Origin of the sequence: Aminobacter sp. MSH1, assembly GCF_003071665.1 — a bacterium.
GTDB classification, from domain to species: Bacteria; Pseudomonadota; Alphaproteobacteria; order Rhizobiales; family Rhizobiaceae; genus Aminobacter; species Aminobacter niigataensis.
The window spans coordinates 1,002,196-1,021,114 of the sequence record NZ_CP026265.1 but is presented as its reverse complement, the minus strand read 5'-3'; the positions used below and the strand labels follow the sequence as shown (position 1 = coordinate 1,021,114).

Annotated in this window: 23 protein-coding genes; 13 read left to right on the top strand and 10 right to left on the bottom strand. The window is 65.4% G+C overall.

The annotated features are described in order from the left end of the window. Positions 1-118 precede the first annotated feature (118 nt). The 3 genes from CO731_RS04995 to CO731_RS04985 all read left to right on the top strand — a co-directional run bounded on the left by CO731_RS04995 (position 119) and on the right by CO731_RS04985 (position 2,535). Positions 119-1,558 (top strand): FAD-binding oxidoreductase, encoded by a 1,440-nt coding sequence (locus CO731_RS04995; protein ID WP_108606215.1) that lies wholly within the window; start codon positions 119-121, stop codon positions 1,556-1,558. 121 nt (positions 1,559-1,679) lie between these two features. Beyond that, positions 1,680-2,021 carry a metalloregulator ArsR/SmtB family transcription factor gene (locus CO731_RS04990; protein WP_108606214.1) on the top strand — a complete coding sequence of 114 codons (342 nt, stop codon included), beginning with the start codon at positions 1,680-1,682 and terminating at the stop codon, positions 2,019-2,021. A 25-nt stretch (positions 2,022-2,046) separates the two neighbouring features. After that, complete coding sequence (locus CO731_RS04985; protein WP_108606213.1) at positions 2,047-2,535, top strand: SRPBCC family protein; 489 nt, start codon at positions 2,047-2,049, stop codon at positions 2,533-2,535. 69 nt (positions 2,536-2,604) lie between these two features. Here CO731_RS04985 and CO731_RS04980 read toward each other — a convergent pair whose 3' ends face one another. Further along, complete coding sequence (locus tag CO731_RS04980; RefSeq protein ID WP_245439631.1) at positions 2,605-2,922, bottom strand: hypothetical protein; 318 nt, start codon at positions 2,920-2,922, stop codon at positions 2,605-2,607. 69 nt (positions 2,923-2,991) lie between these two features. Beyond that, a complete protein-coding gene (locus CO731_RS04975) occupies positions 2,992-3,894 on the bottom strand; it encodes a LysR family transcriptional regulator (protein WP_108606212.1) in 903 nt (300 codons plus the stop codon). 153 nt (positions 3,895-4,047) lie between these two features. Between CO731_RS04975 and CO731_RS04970 the strand changes: the two genes are divergently transcribed. The 3 genes from CO731_RS04970 to CO731_RS04960 all read left to right on the top strand — a co-directional run bounded on the left by CO731_RS04970 (position 4,048) and on the right by CO731_RS04960 (position 6,819). After that, positions 4,048-5,229, top strand: a complete 1,182-nt coding sequence (locus tag CO731_RS04970; RefSeq protein ID WP_108606211.1) for an MFS transporter — start codon at positions 4,048-4,050, stop codon at positions 5,227-5,229. Between the two features lie 88 nt (positions 5,230-5,317). Then, positions 5,318-6,151, top strand: coding sequence for an aldo/keto reductase (locus CO731_RS04965; protein ID WP_108606210.1), 834 nt, complete (start codon positions 5,318-5,320; stop codon positions 6,149-6,151). Between the two features lie 209 nt (positions 6,152-6,360). Further along, entirely contained in the window at positions 6,361-6,819 is a 459-nt protein-coding gene (locus CO731_RS04960; protein ID WP_108606209.1) for a glyoxalase superfamily protein, read from the top strand. Between the two features lie 70 nt (positions 6,820-6,889). On the opposite strand, the gene CO731_RS04955 is transcribed toward CO731_RS04960, so the two are convergent. Genes CO731_RS04955 through CO731_RS04945 form a run of 3 tightly spaced genes read right to left on the bottom strand, consistent with a single transcriptional unit; the run spans position 6,890 to position 9,769 of the window. Then, positions 6,890-7,705 (bottom strand): ABC transporter ATP-binding protein, encoded by an 816-nt coding sequence (locus CO731_RS04955; RefSeq protein WP_108606208.1) that lies wholly within the window; start codon positions 7,703-7,705, stop codon positions 6,890-6,892. Continuing rightward, a complete protein-coding gene (locus CO731_RS04950; protein ID WP_245439629.1) occupies positions 7,698-8,750 on the bottom strand; it encodes an iron ABC transporter permease in 1,053 nt (350 codons plus the stop codon). Before CO731_RS04950 ends, CO731_RS04955 begins: the two co-directional genes overlap by 8 nt. Further along, entirely contained in the window at positions 8,747-9,769 is a 1,023-nt protein-coding gene (locus CO731_RS04945; RefSeq protein WP_245439627.1) for an iron ABC transporter permease, read from the bottom strand. The genes CO731_RS04950 and CO731_RS04945 overlap by 4 nt, the downstream gene beginning before the upstream one ends. 90 nt (positions 9,770-9,859) lie before the next feature. Here CO731_RS04945 and CO731_RS04940 point away from each other — a divergent pair, with 90 nt between their 5' ends. From CO731_RS04940 to CO731_RS04925, 4 genes are all read left to right on the top strand, one after another. After that, the gene (locus CO731_RS04940; protein ID WP_108606206.1) at positions 9,860-10,774 is read left to right on the top strand and encodes an iron-siderophore ABC transporter substrate-binding protein; all 915 of its coding nucleotides are present in this window, start codon (positions 9,860-9,862) and stop codon (positions 10,772-10,774) included. A gap of 138 nt (positions 10,775-10,912) precedes the next feature. Then, positions 10,913-11,518, top strand: a complete 606-nt coding sequence (leuD, locus tag CO731_RS04935; protein WP_108606205.1) for a 3-isopropylmalate dehydratase small subunit — start codon at positions 10,913-10,915, stop codon at positions 11,516-11,518. Between the two features lie 192 nt (positions 11,519-11,710). Further along, entirely contained in the window at positions 11,711-12,544 is an 834-nt protein-coding gene (locus CO731_RS04930; RefSeq protein WP_108609627.1) for a hypothetical protein, read from the top strand. Positions 12,545-12,552: 8 nt separating this feature from the next. Next, positions 12,553-12,933, top strand: a complete 381-nt coding sequence (locus CO731_RS04925; protein WP_108606204.1) for a RidA family protein — start codon at positions 12,553-12,555, stop codon at positions 12,931-12,933. A gap of 27 nt (positions 12,934-12,960) precedes the next feature. On the opposite strand, the gene CO731_RS04920 is transcribed toward CO731_RS04925, so the two are convergent. Beyond that, positions 12,961-13,350, bottom strand: a complete 390-nt coding sequence (locus tag CO731_RS04920) for a PIN domain nuclease (RefSeq protein WP_108606203.1) — start codon at positions 13,348-13,350, stop codon at positions 12,961-12,963. After that, a complete protein-coding gene (locus CO731_RS04915) occupies positions 13,347-13,577 on the bottom strand; it encodes a type II toxin-antitoxin system VapB family antitoxin (protein ID WP_108606202.1) in 231 nt (76 codons plus the stop codon). Before CO731_RS04915 ends, CO731_RS04920 begins: the two co-directional genes overlap by 4 nt. 141 nt (positions 13,578-13,718) lie before the next feature. On the opposite strand from CO731_RS04915, the gene leuB reads away from it, so the two are divergent. Further along, positions 13,719-14,822: a 3-isopropylmalate dehydrogenase gene (gene leuB / locus CO731_RS04910; RefSeq protein WP_108606201.1), complete on the top strand. Its 1,104-nt coding sequence runs from the start codon at positions 13,719-13,721 to the stop codon at positions 14,820-14,822. Positions 14,823-14,825: 3 nt separating this feature from the next. Here leuB and CO731_RS04905 read toward each other — a convergent pair whose 3' ends face one another. Further along, entirely contained in the window at positions 14,826-15,530 is a 705-nt protein-coding gene (locus tag CO731_RS04905; protein WP_108606200.1) for a DUF805 domain-containing protein, read from the bottom strand. Between the two features lie 303 nt (positions 15,531-15,833). Between CO731_RS04905 and CO731_RS04900 the strand changes: the two genes are divergently transcribed. Then, positions 15,834-17,738 (top strand): ABC transporter ATP-binding protein/permease, encoded by a 1,905-nt coding sequence (locus CO731_RS04900; RefSeq protein ID WP_108606199.1) that lies wholly within the window; start codon positions 15,834-15,836, stop codon positions 17,736-17,738. A 2-nt stretch (positions 17,739-17,740) separates the two neighbouring features. On the opposite strand, the gene CO731_RS04895 is transcribed toward CO731_RS04900, so the two are convergent. Both CO731_RS04895 and CO731_RS04890 read right to left on the bottom strand, forming a co-directional pair. Continuing rightward, on the bottom strand, positions 17,741-18,202 hold the full coding sequence (locus CO731_RS04895; protein WP_108606198.1) for a DUF6644 family protein: 462 nt from the start codon (positions 18,200-18,202) through the stop codon (positions 17,741-17,743). A 15-nt stretch (positions 18,203-18,217) separates the two neighbouring features. Further along, a complete protein-coding gene (locus tag CO731_RS04890) occupies positions 18,218-18,604 on the bottom strand; it encodes a DUF6152 family protein (protein WP_108606197.1) in 387 nt (128 codons plus the stop codon). A 145-nt stretch (positions 18,605-18,749) separates the two neighbouring features. On the opposite strand from CO731_RS04890, the gene CO731_RS29500 reads away from it, so the two are divergent. Further along, a complete protein-coding gene (locus tag CO731_RS29500; protein WP_256371662.1) occupies positions 18,750-18,884 on the top strand; it encodes a hypothetical protein in 135 nt (44 codons plus the stop codon). The last annotated feature ends 35 nt before the right edge of the window (positions 18,885-18,919 follow it).

Here is an 18,919-nt window from a genome sequence, read left to right as displayed (position 1 = left end):
CCGGCGACGTGTCGCATCCGTCACTTTTAAGCGACGTCGCTTGTTGAACCGTTCCCGGAGGCGCACAATCCACGGCCGCGACGGAAGAGGAGGTGTCACTCCATGGGAGGAATGCACCATGAACGACTTGAGCCTAACGACGCTGGATGGCGGCATGGCGATGGTCAGTGCCACGACGCTTGACGCCTTTGCTGCCAGCCTGCGCGGGGAAGTCCTCAATGCCGGCGACGCCGGTTATGACGAGGCCCGTACCATCTGGAATGCCATGATCGACCGCCGGCCCGGGCTCATCGTGCGCTGCGCCGGTGCTGCCGACGTCATCGCCACGATCAATTTCGCACGCGACAACAAGCTGCTCGTCGCCGTGCGTGGCGGCGGCCACAACATCGCCGGCAGTGCGGTCTGTGACGGCGGGCTGATGATCGACCTCAGCAAGATGAAATCGGTGCGCGTCGACCGTGTCGCACGGCGCGTCTGGGTAGAGCCCGGCTGCACGCTGGCCGACCTCGACAAGGAAACCCAGGCGTTCGGCCTCGCGGTACCCACCGGCATCAACTCGACCACCGGCATCGCAGGGCTGACGCTCGGCGGCGGTTTCGGCTGGACGACCCGCAAGCTCGGCCTGACCATCGACAACCTGCTATCGGCCGACGTGGTGACCGCCGACGGCGAACTGGTGCGGGCGAGCACGGCCGAGCATCCGGACCTGTTCTGGGCACTGCGCGGCGGCGGCGGCAATTTCGGCGTCGTGACGGCGTTCGAGTTCAAGCTGCACAAGCTCGGGCCGCAGGTGCTGGCGGGGCTGGTCGTGCATCCCTTCGACGACGCCAGGCATGTGCTCGCGGAATACCGCGCAGCGCTTGAGGACGCGCCCGACGAACTGACCTGCTGGGCCGTGGCGCGGCAGGCACCGCCGCTGCCGTTCCTGCCGGCAGACTGGCATGGCAAGGAAGTGCTGGTGCTGGCCATGTGCTACAGTGGCGATCTCGAAGCCGGCGAGAAGGCAACGGCTGCCCTGCGCAGCATCGGCAAGCCGATCGTCGACGTGGTCGGCCCGAACCCGTTCACCGGTTGGCAGGCGGCCTTCGACCCCCTGCTCCAGCCCGGCGCGCGCAACTACTGGAAGAGCCACGACTTCATCGAACTGGCCGACGAGACCATCGACATTCTCGACGGCGCGATCAGGAACCTGCCCGGGCCGGAATGCGAGATCTTCATCGGCCATGTCGGCGGCGCCGCCGGGCGGGTGGCGACGGATGCCACCGCCTTCCCGCAGCGCAACTCGCATTTCGTCATGAACGTGCATGCACGCTGGCGCGAGGCGAACATGGACAATGCCTGCATCGACTGGGCCCGCGACATCTACGAAGCGGCGAAGCCGCAGTCGGTGGGCACCGCCTATATCAACTTCATGCCGGCGGATGAGGCCGACCGGGTCGAAGCGGCCTATGGCAGCAACTATGCCCGGCTGCTGGAGGTGAAGCAGAAGTACGACCCCGACAATTTCTTCCGCATGAACCAGAATGTGCGGGCCAAGACCGCACGCAAGGCGGCCTGACCCCCCCGAGGCGTGCCGGTTTCAGCCGGCACGCTGCTTCTGCCCATGAGTCATTCGCGGCGCAGGCTTGACAGACGGCTCTATCCTTCATAACCACATTGTTATAGACAAAGGTTGTGAAATGACGCCGTCCGAACGCCTCGACGCCACATTCACGGCTCTCGCCGATCCAACGCGGCGGGCGATCCTTGCACGGCTGATGCAGGGAGAAGCCTCCGTCATGGAACTGGCCGAGCCATTTGCGATGAGCCAGCCGGCGATTTCCAAACACCTGAAGATGCTGGAGCGGGCCGGGTTGATCTCGCGCGGCCGCGATGCCCAGCGGCGCCCGTGCCGCATCGAGGGCGAGGCGCTGGCTCAAGTGACCGGCTGGCTCGAGGACTACCGCAAGGTCTGGGAAGGCAACTTCAAGCTGCTCGACACCCTGCTGGCCGAATTGCAGGCCAACCAGGGCAAGGCCTGACGCAGCAAGGCCAGGAGGAACGACGATGAAGCACAGGCTGGAAGTGACGACGCCGAGCGACCGCGAGATCGCCATGACCCGCGTCTTCGACGCGCCGCGCGACCTGGTGTTCGACTGCTGGACCGTTCCCGCGCTGCTGAAACGCTGGATGACGGGGCCGGACGGCTGGTCGTTTGCCGTCTGCGACATCGACTTGAAGGTCGGCGGCAAGTACCGCTTCGTCTGGCGCCACGAGGACGGTCGCGACATGGGCATGACCGGCACCTATCGCGAAATCTTCCGGCCCGAAAGGATCGTCAGCGTCGAGGTGTTCGACATGGACTGGACCGACGGCGAGGCGCGCTCGACGCTGGTGCTGACGGAGAGGGATGGCCGGACGATCTCGGTCAACACCGTGCTCTACAGCTCGCGCGAGGCGCGCGACGGCGCGATCGCCATCGGCATGGCCAAGGGTGTCGAGGCGGGCTACGACCGGCTGGACGACGTCCTGGCGGAACAGGTCGCAGCGAAGTAGGGCGGGCGCGGGCGCACGTTCTTTGACAGGCCATCCTTCGACAGGCTCAGGATGAGGGCGGATGAACGTTCAGCGGCAGACGCGACGATAGATATTGCCGAACAGCCGGATCTGGCAGCTCTGCTTGACCATCGGCACCTCGGGTCGCTGGATCTGCGGCACCACGATCTGGCGGTCCTGTTCGCGGAAGCGTTGCTGCTCGCGCTGGAATTCGATGCGGTTCTGGCGGCTCTGCAGGATCTGCAACTCGTTGAAACGGCCCTCGCGCGCCAGCTGGCTGCGGTCCGGCTGCCCCGGCAGGTCGATGGCAAGCGCCGGCACAGCACCGGCAAGCAAAACGCCCGCCGCCACCAGGGCTGCCAGTTTCGAACTCGCTTTACTCGGCATCGACAAGTCTTCCGGTGCGAGAATCCGCACAGGTTGAAGGTAGTACGCATATCGGCCGAAACAATGGCGTCATCCACCGCGCGCCTTTTCGGCCAGGAAATCGATGAAGGCCCGGACGCGCGCGGCGAGATGGCCATGGCCGGCAAAGACGGCGTGGATCATCTCGATGTCCTCGGGATTGTAGGCTTCGAGCACCGGCACCAGCATATCGGCATCGATGTCGGCATCGACCTGGAAACGCCCGGTGCGGATCAGCCCGACGCCGTCGAGGCAGAGCCGGCGCAAGCTCGGACCGTTGTTGGCGAGCAGGTTGCCATTGATGCGCTGGGCGAAATTTTCGCCCGTCTCGGGGTCGCGGAAAATCCATTCGTCGCGGCTGGAAAGGAAGTTGAAGCGCAGGCAGTTGTGGCCGATGAGGTCGGCCGGCACCTGCGGCAGGCCGTGGCGTTCGAGATAGGCGGGCGAGGCGACGACGACACGGCGGATTTCGAGGATCTTGCGCGCCATGAGCGAGGAATCGCGCAGCTTGCCCGAGCGGATCGCGACGTCGGCGCGCTCCTGGTAGAGGTCGATGACACTGTCGGTCAACGACAGGTCGAGCTCGATCTCGGGATAGAGCGCCAGGAATTCGGCCATGTGCGGCACGACGTGGCTGGCGCCGAAGGCGACGGAGGCGCTGACCCTGAGCGGGCCGCGCGGCACGGCCGAGCCGCCCGACGTCACCACCCGCTCGGCCTCCTCGATATCGCCCAGGATGCGCTGCGCGCGTTCGAGATAGACCTCGCCCTCAGGCGTCAATTGCAGCGCACGCGTCGACCGGACTAGCAACCGCGTGCCGAGGCGATCCTCGATACGGGTGATGAGCTTGCTGACCGCCGAGGGCGACAGGCCGAGTTGGCGCCCAGCGGCAGAAAAGCTGCCGAGGCCCGCGGCCCGCACGAACACGTCCATCTCGCCGGCGCGGTTATCCATGGCTCGCCTCTTGTGAATTTGTTTCACAAGCATTCGTCCATCATAGCGGATTATTGCGCAAGTGCCTTTGCCCCATATTGCCGGCAAGGATCAACCGGCGAGCGGAGCTCGCCTCAACTGCGCCCGCGCTCAGCGGGCGGGAATGGTTTTGCCATGCCTCTGGCCATATTCGCGCTGACCATCGCGGCCTACGCGATCGGAACCACCGAATTCGTCATCGTCGGGCTGTTGCCGACTGTGGCCAACGACCTTCACATCACCTTGCCGCTGGCCGGCCTGATCGTCAGCGTCTACGCGCTCGGCGTGACCTTCGGCGCGCCGGTGCTGACCGCACTGACCGGCCGGATCGAGCGCAAGCCGCTGCTGCTCGGCCTGATGGCACTGTTCGTCATCGGCAACACGGCAGCGGCGCTGAGCCCGAGCTACGAGCTGCTGCTGGTGGCGCGCGTGCTCTCGGCCTTCGCCCATGGCGTGTTCTTCTCGGTCGGCGCGACGATCGCCGCCGACCTGGTGCCGGAAAACCGCCGCGCCTCGGCGATTGCCATGATGTTCATGGGCCTGACGGTGGCAATCGTCACCGGCGTGCCGCTCGGCACCTTCATCGGACAGACCTTCGGCTGGCGCGCCACCTTCTGGGGCGTCTCGGCGCTCGGCGTCATCGCCTTCGCCGGCATCGCCGCGCTGCTGCCGTCGACGCTGAAGAAGGCCGCCCCGTCGAGCCTGCTCGACCAGGCCAGGGTGCTCGGCTCCGGGCGGCTGCTGCTGGTCTTTGCCATGACCGCGCTCGGCTATGGCGGCACCTTCGTCGCCTTCACCTACCTCGCCTCGATCCTCGAGACCGTCACCGGCTTCTCGGCCTCGAGCGTCAGCCTGCTGCTGGTGCTCTACGGGCTGGCGATCGCAGCCGGCAACATCGCCGGCGGCCGCATCGCCGACCGCAACCCGGTCAAGGCGCTGACCGTGCTGTTTGCGCTTCAAGCTGCGGTACTGCTGGTGTTTTCCTTCACAGCCGTCTCGCCTGCCTGGACAATGGTGACGCTGGCTGGCCTCGGCTTCCTGTCCTTCGCCAACGTGCCGGGACTGCAGCTCTATGTCGTGCAACTGGCCAAGGAACACCGCCCCGGCGCGGTCGACGTCGCCTCGGCACTCAACATCGCCGCCTTCAACCTCGGCATCGCGCTAGGCGCCTGGATCGGCGGCCTGGTGGTCGCCTCGCCGCTCGGCCTCGGCGCAACGCCCTGGGTCGGTGCCCTGCTGGTGGCCGGCGCCTTTGTCCTGACCGTGTGGAGCGGCGTGCTCGACCGCCGCGAGGAACCGTTGTGCCAGCCGGCATGACCGGTTGATCGAGCAAATCCCGGACCTAACTAGAAGGAGCGGAACAGCCTCCCTCGGTTCCCGTTCCTCCCCAACCAAGGAGAATTCCATGAAATTCGTGACCGCCAATGGCGCGACGATCCCCGCCCTCGGCTTCGGCACCTTCCGCATGCCCGGCAAGGAAGTGCTCGAAGTGGTACCCGAGGCCATCAGTCTCGGCTTCCGCCACATCGACACCGCCCAGATCTACGGCAACGAGGCTGAGGTCGGTGAGGCCATCCAGAAATCCGGCGCCGCCCGCGGCGACATCTTCCTGACCACCAAGGTGTGGGTCGACAAGTTCCGCCACGCCGATTTCGTGAAGTCGGTCGAAGACAGCCTGAAAAAGCTTCGGACCGACCATGTCGACCTTCTGCTGCTGCACTGGCCGAACGACGCCGTGCCGCTGGCCGAGCAGATCGGCGCACTGAACGAGGTCCGGCAGGCCGGCAAGGTGCGCCACATCGGCGTCAGCAACTATAACACCGCGCTGATGGCCGAGGCTGTCCAACTGAGCGCCGCACCCATCGTCACCAATCAGGTCGAGTACCACCCCTATCTCGACCAGACCAAGGTGCTGGAGACGGCGCGCCGGCTCGGCATGTCGGTGACCGCATATTACGCCATGGCCGACGGCAAGGTGATCTCCGATCCGCTGCTCAAGGACATCGGTGCGCGCCACGGCAAGACGGCGGCACAGGTGGTGCTGCGCTGGCTGGTGCAGCAGGATGGCGTCGTCGCGCTGTCGAAGACCTCGACGCTGAAGCGGCTGCCGGAAAACTTCGCCATCTTCGACTTCGAGCTTTCGGCCGAGGAGATGGCGGCGATCCACGCGCTCTCGGCTTCCGGCGGGCGTATCGTCAGCCCGGCAGGCCTTGCTCCAACCTGGGACAAGGCAGCCTGAGCGTCGGCGCCGGCACGACCGTTGACGTGGCGCCGTCCACTCCCTATCTGAGGGCGGTCAAGGGCGGGAAGCCCCTGCCGCCCGCAGCCGCAAGGCCTGGTGAAGCTTCCCTCGAAAAGTTCGTTTCCCTGTCGATGCGACGGCCGAAGCGGCAATGCGGGCTCCCGACCTTCAACCACGCCGTTCGCGCATCGCGAAGGAGCGAACTCATGACCACAGGTCAGACCAACGACTACAAGAACAATGCCCGCAGGCTGCGCGATGCGCTGGCCAGCGAAGGCATCGCCGTCAGCCACGCCAAGGCTCTGGAACTCGTCGCCCGCCAGGAAGGCGTCCGCGACTGGAACACGCTTGCCGCGCGTCCGGTGGCGACCCCGGTGTCGGCCAAGGCCGACGAGCCCAAGGCTGCCGTGCCCTTTGCCGTCGGCGAAAACGTCGCCGGCACTTTCAACGGCAACCCTGCGCAGGGCCGCGTCATCGGCCTCGAAGAGACGATCAAGCCGGATCTCTGGCGCGTCACCGTCGCCTTCAATCCGCCGGTGGACGTGTCGACCTCGAAGCTGTTCTCGTCGGAACGCCGGCGCATCCAGATGGTGGTCGGCGCCGACGGCCGCTCGCGCCGCCTGACCGGCACCGAGACCGGCGTGATGGCGCTCGCACGCGCCTGACGTCTTCTCGTTCACGCTGAAAGTTACGGCCGTGGATCATCCGATCCGCGGCCGTTTTTACATGGGCGGATCAGGCCGCCGTTTCGGCCCGGAAGCGTGGCGAAGAATTGCGGATCGGAATGCACAGCGGACGCTCGTGCACCGGGTCGGTGATGACGCGACAGGAGATGCCGAACACGTCCTCGATCAATTCCTCGCTCATCAGCTCGGCCGGCGCGCCCTCGGCGACGACGCTGCCGTCCTTCAGGAAGACCAGCCGGTCGGCGTAGCGGGCGGCGAGGTTGAGGTCGTGCAGCACCAACACCACCGTGCGGCCATGCTCCTGGTTGAGGCGCCTGACCAGGTCGAGGCAATCGATCTGGTGGGCCATGTCGAGATGGTTGACCGGCTCGTCGAGGCAGATGATGTCGGTCTCCTGAGCCAGCACCATGGCGATCCAGACGCGCTGCAGCTGGCCGCCCGACAGCGAGCCGAGCCGGCGGTCGGCGAGGTGCGACACCCCGGTACCGAACATCGCCGCCTGGATGGCCTCGCCATCGGCGGCGCTCCACGGCTGCAGCATCGACTGGTGCGGGTAGCGCCCGAGCCGGACCAGCTCCTCGACGCTCATGTCGTCGGGCGCCGACGGGTTCTGCGCCAGGAGGCCGATATGACGGGCCAGTTCCTTTTCCTTGAGCCCTGATATCGGCAGGTCGCCGAGCCGCACCTCGCCCGATTTTGGCTGGTGCAGCCGGCGGATGGCGCGCAAGAGCGTGGACTTGCCGCAGCCGTTGGGGCCGGCGAGCACTGTCACCTTGCCCTTGGGAATCTCGAGGTCGATGGCCGAAAGTGCCGTCGCCGCGCCATAGGCGACGGTAAGGGCGGCGACGGTGATCGCTTTATCCATTGGTGCTCCCCCTGCGCAGCACGAGGTAGAGGAAATAGGGCGTGCCGATGACTGCGGTGACCGTGCCGGCCGGCACTTCGGTCGGCGCAAACAGCACGCGCACGATGAGGTCGGCACCGACGAGCATGATCGCGCCCAAAAGGAAGCTCGCGACGATGCCCGGGATGACCGGCCGGCCGACGATCAGCCGGGCGAGATGCGGCGCCATCAGCCCGATGAAACCGACGCCGCCGGCGAAGGCGACGGCAAGTGCGGTCAGCGCCGAGGCAAGCGCGAAGACCAGGATGCGGAAGACCGGCAGGTTGAGGCCGATGCCGCGCGCCGAGACCTCGTCGAGGTCGGTGGGCGGCAGGCGGCGCGCCACGGCGAAGACGCCGACCATGGCGATGGCGAGGCCGATGGCGACGACCTGGACCTCGCCCCAGTTGATCTCATTGACCGCACCGGCGAGCCAGCGGCTTGCCTGGGTGGTGCGGTAGATCGGCCCGACGATCATCAGGATCAGCGTCGCCGCCTTGGCGACGGCACCGACGGCGATGCCGAACAGCAAAAGCCGCACCGCCGACGAGGCCTGCTGGCCGGAAAGCAGGAAGACCGCCGCAATCGCCACGCTGGCGCCGACCATCGCCGCCACCGGCTGCCAGACGATAGACGTGACGAGCGCATTGCTCTCATCGGACAGCAGCGCCAGGAAGATGACGACGCCGAGGCCGGCGCCGCCGATGACGCCGAGCACGCCGGGCGAGGCCAGCTCGTTGCGCGTCACCTTCTGAAGCAGATAGCCTGACACCGCCATGGCGCCGCCGGCGAGGATGGCGATGGCGACACGCGGCGCGCGCAGCTGCAGCACGACGACACGTTCGCCGCGCGTGCCCTCTCCGAGCAGGATTTCCAGGATCCGGCGCGGATCGATCCAGGTCGAGCCGAAGCCAATGCCACAGAGCGCCAGGGCTGCCGCGACGGCGGCGATGACGGCGACGGAAATCCAGGCGCGGCGGCTGATGTGGGCCAATGCCGGCGACATGCGTGGGGCGAGCGAACTCATGCGGCGCGCCTCCTGAGCAGGACCAGCAACAGCAGGCCGCCGACAATGGCCGTGACCGCGCCCACCGGCGCCTCGCGTGGATAGATGACGAAGCGGGCGACGATGTCGGCGAGCGTGGTGTAGAGCGCGCCGACCATAGCCGCGGCGGCAATCTGCAGCCTGTGGCCGAGCCCGACCAGCGCGCGCGCCGCATGCGGCACGACAAGGCCGACGAACATGACAGGCCCCGCCATGGCGACGGCCGCACCGCTGAGCAGTGCAACGGCAAGGAATGCCAGTCCCCTGACGATGCCGAGCGGCACGCCAAGCCCGCGCGCCGTCGAATCGTCGGTCTGGAGGATGTCGAGCGGGCGGGCCAGCGACACCGCCAGCGCGGCACCCACGACCACGAAGGGCAGCCCGTTGAGGGCGAGGCCAAGCTTGCGGTCGGCGAAGGAGCCGGCCAGCCAGAACAGCAACTGGTCGAGCATCGTTTCGTTCACGGTGAGCACGACGTTGACGAAGCTGTCGAACAGTCCGGCGCAGGTGACGCCGACAAGCACGATCCTGAGCGGCGAGATGCCGCCGGCCGCGGCGGCCAGGCCGAAGACGGCGAAGCTGGTCAGCAGCGCCCCACCTGCTGCCGCCAGCGACAGGCCCGGCAGCGAAACAACGCCAAACAGCCCGCTCGCCATGACGACGGCAAAGGCAGCACCTGCGTTGAGGCCAAGCGTGTCGGGCGAGGCGATGCGGTTGCGCGACAGCGTCTGCACGATGACGCCGGCAATGCCGAGCGCCGCACCGACCATGGGCGCCATCAGCGCCCGGGGCAGCCGCAGGTCACGGATCACCACGTCGGTCTCGCTGCCGTCGAAGGCGGTGAGCGCCGTCCAGATCTCCTCGGGCGAATAGAGCCGGTAGCCGAGCGCCAGGCTGAGATACATCAGCCCGAGCAGGAGCAGCGCAAGCCCGGCGAAGAGCGACCGGTGCCCGATACGCGGATGCGCTCGGATGCTCGTGGTCGACGAAGCGAGGGGCACGTGGCAGCCTTAATATGAACTTGACAGTCAGGGTTTGATCTGACCCTTTGCCAAACCTTCCCGCCCTCGTCAAGTTTGGAGCCTTTTGCCATGAAGCTCTTCGTCAAAGCCATTCTCGGTGCGGCGCTCGTCGCTTTTGGCCTCAACCCGGCCTTCGCCCACGAGGTCAAGCACGCCATGGGCGTGACCGACGTGCCCGAGAACCCCCAGCGCATCGTGGTGCTGACCAACGAGGGCACCGAGGCGGTGCTGGCGCTGGGCCTCAAGCCGGTGGGCGCCGTCCGCTCCTGGACCGGCTCTCCCTGGTACAAGCACATCGCCGGCAAGATGGACGGCGTCGAGGTCGTGGGCGAGGAATCGGCCATCAATCTCGAGCTGATCGCCGGCCTGCAGCCCGACCTCATCCTCGGCAACAAGACGCGCCAGGAGAAGATCTACGACCAGCTCTCGGCCATTGCGCCGACCGTCATGTCAGAGCGCCTGCGCGGCGACTGGAAGGTGAACTTCGCGCTTTATGCCGATGCGCTCGGCAAGAAGGCCGAAGGCGACGTGCAGCTCAAGGCCTTCGACGACAAGGCGAGCAAGCTCGGCGAGGCGCTCGGCGACAAGAAGGCCGAGAAGGTGTCGCTGATCCGCTTCATGCCCGGCCTGACCCGCATCTACTACAAGGACACCTTCCCCGGCATGATCTTCGACCAGATCGGCATCTCGCGGCCTGCGGTGCAGGACAAGCCGGGCTTCGCCGACGACGTGACCAAGGAACGTATTCCCGAGTTCGATGGCGACCGCCTGTTCTACTTCGTCTACGAAACCGGCAACGGCAAGGCGAGCAAGCAGTCGGAAGAATGGCTGGCCGAGCCGCTGTGGCAGAACCTGCCGGTGGTGAAGGCCGGCAAGGCCGTGGCGGTTGACGATGCGGTGTGGAACACGGCCGGCGGCGCGATCGCCGCCAACCTGTTGCTCGACGACATCGCCCGCGTCTACGGCGTGACGCCGGCGCAGTAGCCAACTCCTGTGGGGACGCGTCGCCATATCGGTGAGGCGTCCTGGCATTCCCCGGCGTCGAAACGCTTTGATTCCCGGCCAAGCTTGTGTAAAGCGGGGCAAGCCAAAATCCCCGCAACAGCCAGACGGGCAAAAGCCATGGAAAAATTCACCAAGCTCACGGGCGTCGCCGCCCCCCTGCCGATCGTCAACGTCGACACCGACATGATCATCCCCAAGGATTATCTCAAGACGATCAAGCGCACTGGCCTTGGCACCGGACTTTTCGCCGAAATGCGCTTCAATGAGGACGGCTCGGAGAACCCCGATTTCGTCCTCAACAAGCCGGCCTACCGCAAGGCACAGATCCTGGTTGCCGGCGACAATTTCGGCTGCGGCTCGTCGCGTGAGCACGCGCCGTGGGCGCTGCTCGACTTCGGCATCCGCTGCGTCATCTCGACGTCGTTCGCCGACATCTTCTACAACAACTGCTTCAAGAACGGCATCCTGCCGATCACCGTCAGCCAGGAAGACCTGGACAAGCTGATGGACGACGCCTCGCGCGGCGCCAACGCCACCGTGTCGGTGGATCTCGAAGTCAAGGAAATCCGCGGCCCCGACGGCGGCGTGGTCAAGTTCGACCTCGACGACTTCCGCCGCCATTGCCTGCTCAACGGCCTCGACGACATCGGCCTGACCATGGAGAAGGCATCGTCGATCGACAGCTACGAGAAGAAGGCTGCCGAGAACCGCCCCTGGGCCTGAGCCCTCGACGCCTTACGGCTGCAATGTCTCGAAGCCCCGTCCCGATTGAAATCGCGGCGGGGCTTTTTGCTGGAACAATCGGCTCCGGCTGACTGGCCTGCCGCGCCATGCCATGGTCGCACCTCGGGATTCGGAGCGCGCACGGACATCGGCCGCTCCGTGACTTCGCATGTCGATCTCCAGGAGCAGACCATGAAATCTTCCGCCCTCGTTGCAGCTTTCGCGCTGGCGTTGACCGCCTCGACCGCGGCGCTGGCCCAGGACGACGGCCCGCAGACGATCGCCTTCGAAGGCGGCAACTTCACCATCGCCGAGAACGCCGAAGGCGAAAAGATCGTCGCCTACGACGGCAAGGAAATCGCCAGGAACTACGTCGCCTTCCACGATCGCACGGTCGAGGTCAGCGGCACCAAGGTGGCGATCTTCGCGCTCGGCGACGGCGGCAATGCCTGCGGCCCGGAGACCGTGCTCGCCTGGAAACGCGGCGCCGGCATCCAGTCGACCGTCGTCGGCGACGGCGAATGCGGCACCCCGCCTGCGGCTGTCACTGGCGACACGCTCTATTTCGTGCCCTACCTGCTGCCCGGCACCAAGGCGCCCGTGCGCAAGTGGTCGCTTGACGATGGGCTGACCGTAGCCGGAGAGCTGGCGTTCACGCCGCAGCCCGGCACGACCTGGGCCGAACTCAAGGTCGAGAACATCGCCTACCCCGTAGACTTCTTCGACAACGCCGAGCTCTATCAGGCCGCAAGCGCCATGCTGGGCGACCAGCTCGAGGGCGTGGCGCTCGGCCTTTCGGTGTCGAGCGGACCCGAAAGGACAGCCTCGGGCCTGGTCTTCGCCACCGGCTGCGTGCCCCATGCCTGCGGCGTCAACGATTCCTTCATCGGCGTCGATACCGCGGGCAAGAAGCTGTACTTCGCCAAGCAGGGCGATACGTCCGAGCCCAGCACCTGGCCGGCATTGGCCGAGTGGCCGGCAGAGATGAAGGACGCGCTGACCAAGTCGCTTGTACAGGGAGAGTGAGAAAAGCCATGCGAAAACTGATTTCGACAGGATCGCCCTTCGAGAAGACCGCCGGCTATTCGCGCGCGGTGGTCCAGGGCGACTGGTGCTTCGTCTCAGGCACCACAGGCTACGACTATGCCACCATGACCATGCCGGAGAGCGTCGAGGCGCAGACGCGCAACTGCCTGGCGACCATCGCCAAGGCGCTGAAAGACGGCGGCTTCGACATGGCCGACGTGGTGCGCGCGCACTACTACATCACCAACCAGGCCTATGTGGACCTGGTGTTCCCGATCCTCGGCGAGACCTTCGGCGACATTCGTCCCGCGGCAACGATGATCGTCTGCCAGCTCAACAAGCCCGAGATGAAGATCGAGATCGAGGTGACGGCGCTGAAGCGCGCGTGAATGCGCTGCTGGCGACAGGCGTGCGGCTCAAGCGAGTTGGAGGCCGAGGTACTCGGCCATCGGAAGGAAGTCGCGGTCGTCGTGCAAAAGCATATGACCGTGCTCGATGCAGAAGGTGGCGATGATTAGATCGGCAAGCGCCCTGATGGTGATGCCGCGCGCCCGCAGATGGCGATAGTTGGCCGCGGCCGCTACCGCCAGCCGATCGTCCATCATCGGCACGATGGGATACTTGCGCAAATGGGTTTCAAGAAAGGTTGCATGCCGGTCGTCATGGGCGCCGCGCAAGACTTCGAGCAACACCATGTCGCCGAGCAGAATTTTGCCCTGCGCCGTTGCCCGGTGGAGCTTGGCAACACTCTCGCGCTGCACATCGCGTAGGGCGAAAATCCAGACCGAGGTATCGACGACGATCATTTCCTGTCTTCAAGGCCCCAGTCGGTATCGGGTGTCCAATCGTTGCGCATGGCATCGAGATCGCCGTCCCACCCCATGCCTCGCATAGCCTCGAGAGCAGCCACCTGCTCCGAAATCGCGACCACTTGGCGCAAGGCGGCCTCGACGGTGGCTTTCTTGGTCGACTGGCCAGTGGCCTTCATGGCCTTCTTCATCAAGCGGTCATCGATATCGATATTCGTGCGCATGACACACCTATGTGTATGGATTGCCGCAAACATACACATAGCAGCCCAGAGATTCAAGAAATCCGCGCCTTTCCCGCTTGCACGCGCGCCCCGCCAAGGCTAGCAAGACCGCGGTTCACGCATCTTTCGGAAAGGCTTTCCATGGCGACGCGCAATCTTCTTCTCCTCCCCGGCGACGGCATCGGCCCCGAGGCCATGGCCGAGGTCCGCAAGCTGATTGCGGCCATGAACGACAAGCTCGGCAGCGGCTTTACCACCGACGAGGGCCTCGTCGGCGGCTCGGCCTACGACGCCCACGGCCAGGCGATCTCGGATGCCGACATGGCAAAGGCGATGGCGGCGGACGCCGTGCTGTTCGGCGCCGTCGGCGGCCCGAAGTGGGATGCCGTGCCCTACGAGGTCCGCCCTGAAGCCGGCCTGCTGCGCCTGCGCAAGGACATGGAACTGTTCGCCAACCTGCGTCCGGCGATCTGCTATCCCGCGCTCGCATCGTCGTCGTCGCTCCGGCAGGAAGTGGTCGAGGGTCTCGACATCCTGATCGTGCGCGAGCTGACCGGCGGCGTCTATTTCGGCGAGCCCAAGCAGATCATCGACCTCGGCAACGGCCAGAAGCGCGGCATCGACACGCAGGTCTACGATACCTTCGAGATCGAGCGCATCTCGGGCGTCGCCTTCGAACTGGCACGCACGCGCCAGAACCGCGTGACGTCGATGGAAAAGCGCAACGTCATGAAGTCCGGCGTGCTGTGGAACGAGGTGGTGACCGCCACCCACAAGGCGAAGTACGCCGACGTCAAACTCGACCACATGCTGGCCGATGCCGGCGGCATGCAGCTGGTGCGCTGGCCCAAGCAGTTCGACGTCATCGTCACCGACAACCTGTTCGGCGACATGCTGTCGGACGTTGCCGCGATGCTCACCGGCTCGCTCGGCATGCTGCCTTCGGCCTCGCTCGGCGCACCGGACGCCCTCACCGGCAAGCGCAAGGCGCTCTACGAGCCGGTGCATGGCTCGGCGCCCGATATCGCCGGCCAAGGCATCGCCAACCCGATCGCCATGATCGCGTCCTTTGCGATGTGCCTGCGCTACTCGTTCAACATGGTGGCCGAGGCCGACAAGCTGGAAGCGGCAATCGCCGCCGTGCTCGACGACGGCCTGCGCACCAAGGACATCATGTCCGAGGGCAAGACCGAGGTCGGCACGACCCAGATGGGCGACGCCATCATCGCGAAGTTCTTCGCGTAACGACTAGGCGGCCGGAACGTAGGGCGGGGGAACCGTTACCCCCGCCGGCACCGGCCCCCATTTGTTGTCGTGCTTCTGCGACGGCAGCAGCGAAAACACCAAGGTGATCAGCCCGCCGACATAGGGCAGCAGCATCAGCAGACAAAACCAGCCCGACAGGCCGAGGTCGTGGATACGGCGAACGGTCATGGCGATGCCGGGCAACAGCGTAGCCAGCACGAACAGGCCGGGCAAGGCGAAGCCGGCGACCGGCTCCTCCAGTCCGGCATCGAGGTTGCCGAGCAACCCATCGATGCCGAAGCCGACGGTCGAGAGCGCGACCGCCGAAATCGCCCAGAACAGATAAAAACCCCAATATTCCTTGCGCCGGGCGCGACTGCGGAAATTGACGTAGTTTTCGGTCAATCCGCGCCGGAAATAGCCCCACAGGCCGGTCGAGGACGATGCAGCCTCGGTTGCGAAGCGGCCGAAATGCTGTGGTGTCGCAGCCCGTACCGGAGCCGAGGCCGACGAAGCGGCAAGCGGAGCCTGGATGGCAAAAACCTCCCGCGCCTGACCGCCGCTCGGCTGGAACTCGACCTGAGCGCCCTTGCTCACCGCAGCCAAGTGCCTCAGGTCCTCGCGGGCGAAGGTGTAGCGATTTCCGTCGGCTCCGGCGATGAAGCCGAAGCCCTGGGTCTCGTCGTAATGCAGTACGTCCCCACGCATCTGTCGCCCTCGTGATTGGAGCGAAGATTGTTCCAAACTCGGCTGCACCGCAAGCGCGGGTGAGGAATGCGGCAGGGGTAGTGGGGAGACAGCGGACAGTTGCCCTCCAGCAACGCTCGCGATGCATTGATTAGCCGGTAACCACATGTTGACTGTGAAATGCTCAACTCATGTTACCCTTCAATAGCAAATGGGCACTGGGGCAGGAAAACAGTGATTCGGGTCGACAGACCTCGAGATCCATCGGTGAACAGATGGCGTCGCGGCGCCGCAAGGCCGCCTCCCCTGACGCCGGTTTCGGCGATGCTCAACTTCTGGGGCCTGATGCGGGCCTACTGGATGTCGGATCGCTGGAAGGAAGCCTGGGGGCTGACGCTGGTGATAGCCCTCCTCACTGCACTTTCCAGCAAGGCCAGCGTCTGGATGGCCGAAGCCTCCGGTGAGTTGGTCAATTCGATTGCCTTCTTCCACGACCCGACAAACCTGACGCCGCTGGCGTCTCTGCTTACCAGTGCCGGCACGCTGCTTCTTCTCGTGCTGATCAAGGATGCGGGCTTTACCGGCATCCGCCATCTCTTCTCCACCACATTGCACCGAAAGTGGCGAGGCTGGCTCAACAGCCGCTTCAACGCCGCCCTGCTCGACGGCAATCACACCCATTTCCATGTCCAGCACGGCGGCGTCGACGCCGCGGGCGTCGGCACTCCTCCCCCAGACAACATCGACCAGCGCGTCCAGGATTCGATCAAGGGCATGACCGGCGGCGCGATCGGCCTGGCCATGGGCGTCATGAGCGTTGCCGCCTCGCTGTTCTTCGTCGGCCAGAAGCTTCTGGAAACCTCGACCTCGGTGCGCGGGCTGGAGTTCCTTGGCAACTACGGCAGCTTCGTGCTGGCGATCGGCGCGGTCGGCGCCTATGTCCCGCTCAACACCTACATCGCCATCAAGCTGGGCGGGCTGATGGAGCGGCTCAGCATCCGGATGCAGCAGGCCGAGGGCAGCTACCGCGGCGAGCTGACGACCTTCTTGCGCCGCAGCTTCCACGTCGCGGCCTCGCGCGGCGAGAGCGTGCAGCGGTCGATGCACGACCGGCTCTATCTCGACATCGACAAGACTTGGGGGCGGCTCAATACGGTCAATGCCGGCTACATGTCGTTCGAGCTCATCTACAACTTCGTCGCCGCCCGCTTCGTCGCCTACGGTCCCGGCCTGCTGCCCTACATGCATGGCCAGATCAACCTGAAGGGCTACATCACCGGCGCCGAGCTGGTGAATTCGCTGATCAACCAGTGCTCGTGGTTCATCCACGTCATGCCGGCGATCGCCACGCTGAGAGCCAACAGCCAGCGCGTCATCGACCTTGCCAACGCAATCGAGGACGTCCAGCGGCCGCAGGAATTCTACGGCCTCACCGGTCATTCCGATTTCAGCTACGGCGGTCAGAACGCAATCTTCGGCCTGACCGTGCGCAATCTCGAACTGATGCATCGGGGCAGCGACGCAACGCCGTTCCTGACCGTTTCCAACCTGCGCTTCAGGCGCGGCGAATGGATCTTCGTGCGCGGCGAGTCCGGCTGCGGCAAGACATCCCTGGTCAAGGCAATCAACGGGCTGTGGCCGTATGGCCGCGGTGCCATCATCTATCCCGAGGGGGTGAAATCCTTCTACGCCACGCAGGACGTCAAGCTGCCGCAAGTGTCGCTGAAGCAGCTTGTCTGCCTGCCGGGCAGTGCCGACGAGCATTCGGAGGCCCGTGTCGCGGTCGCCCTGCACAAGGCCGGGCTCGGCGATTTCATCGAGCATCTCGGCGAGGAGATGCGCGAGGGCAAGGTCTGGGACCAGGTGCTCTCGGGCGGCCAGAAGCAGAAGCTGGTGGTGGCCCGCATTCTCCTGCTCCAGCCCGGCCTGCTGTTCCTTGACGAGGCCACCGCCGCACTCGACCCGGAGGCCAAGATCGCTTTCCACCAGGCGATCAAGGACAACTGCCCCGATGTCACCGTGATCAGCGTGATGCACGAGGCCACCCCGCCGAAATCGGCGATGGGGCTGGAGTTCTACGACAGCGTCATCAGCATCGCCGACGGCGTCGCCACCAAGCAGGCGCATGTCGGCCTGCCCGCCGAGCTCACCGAGCTGCTGGCGCAACCCATGCCCACCGAGGAGTGGCCGCCGCTGCGTTTCCCCCGCATCAAGCTGAAGGAAAAGTAGCTTCACTGAAACCCGATGAAGCGGCCGCACAGCAGGACGGCACACCACAGCACGATTGAGGTTGCGGCAAGCACGCGTGGCACCGGTGGACGGACACTCGCATCGAGCCCCTTGTCGACGGTGGCGAACGCCGCGAAATTGGCGCCGGCGAGGACGATGAGGCTCATCTTGGCGAGAAACACCGGCATCTGCGCATAGTGCGACGCGCGCACCGAAAACAGCACGAGACCGGTGAGCACGGCCACCCCGAAAACGAGGAAGGCAAGCCGCCTCAACAGCGCCACGAAGGGGCGCTCCGGCAGGGCGCGAAAGGCGCCGAGGATGCGCAGGTCCATCAGCGCAACCGAGGTGAGCAAGGCGCCGATGGCGGCGATATGGACCGCATTGACCACCGGGTAGGCAAAGTACGAGGTCTTGAGCAGCTTGACGGCGTCGAGTTGCTCGATAGCCTGCAGCGGCTCCACGTCCCCCGATCCCACTCAGCTCGGCGGCACGCGGTCCGAATAGACGTCGTAGGTCTTGCCGTTGACGACGATCCGGACTGCCTTCATGCGGTTTTCGGTTTCGTCACGCGAACGGTTTCCGATCGCGGTGACCTCGTCGCCTTTTTTGGCGACCTCGTCGCTGAAGCCCGCCGCGATCGTTCTCGCCGGCGGGGCGAGTTCCACCCGCCAGATATCGCCTTCGACATCGACGTCGAGCGTGGCATGCGGATTGCCGATGTAGATCTCGGCGATGACACCCTTGAGCTCGAAAAAGCCGTCCTGGGTCCAGGACCAGCCGTGATGGGCAAGTGCCGGCAGCGAGAACATGGCAGCCACAGCCAGAGCGGCGACGATGGGGACGCGTTTCGACAGGATTTCCATGGGGCTCCTCCGTCAATCGATCCACGGCGAGCCTAGGTACCAGGCGACAAAGGTCAAATCACAAGCGCCGGAGGCCGACAGCTCCGGCCCCGATTGACTCTCCACGCAAACCGGCTAAAAGCGGCGGCGAACAGGGAACCCTCCGATGCGCGGCCTCTTGATGGCGCTTTTCGCATTCGACTTCCCCGGCCACGATGCCAACCATCGTGCCGGGCGCGCAACCGCGTCCCTGCTTTCGACCAAAACCATGGCCAAAACCACCACCACCAAAACGGTGTGATTTCCCTTGGCCTGCTCACCCTCTCCCGGGTCCGG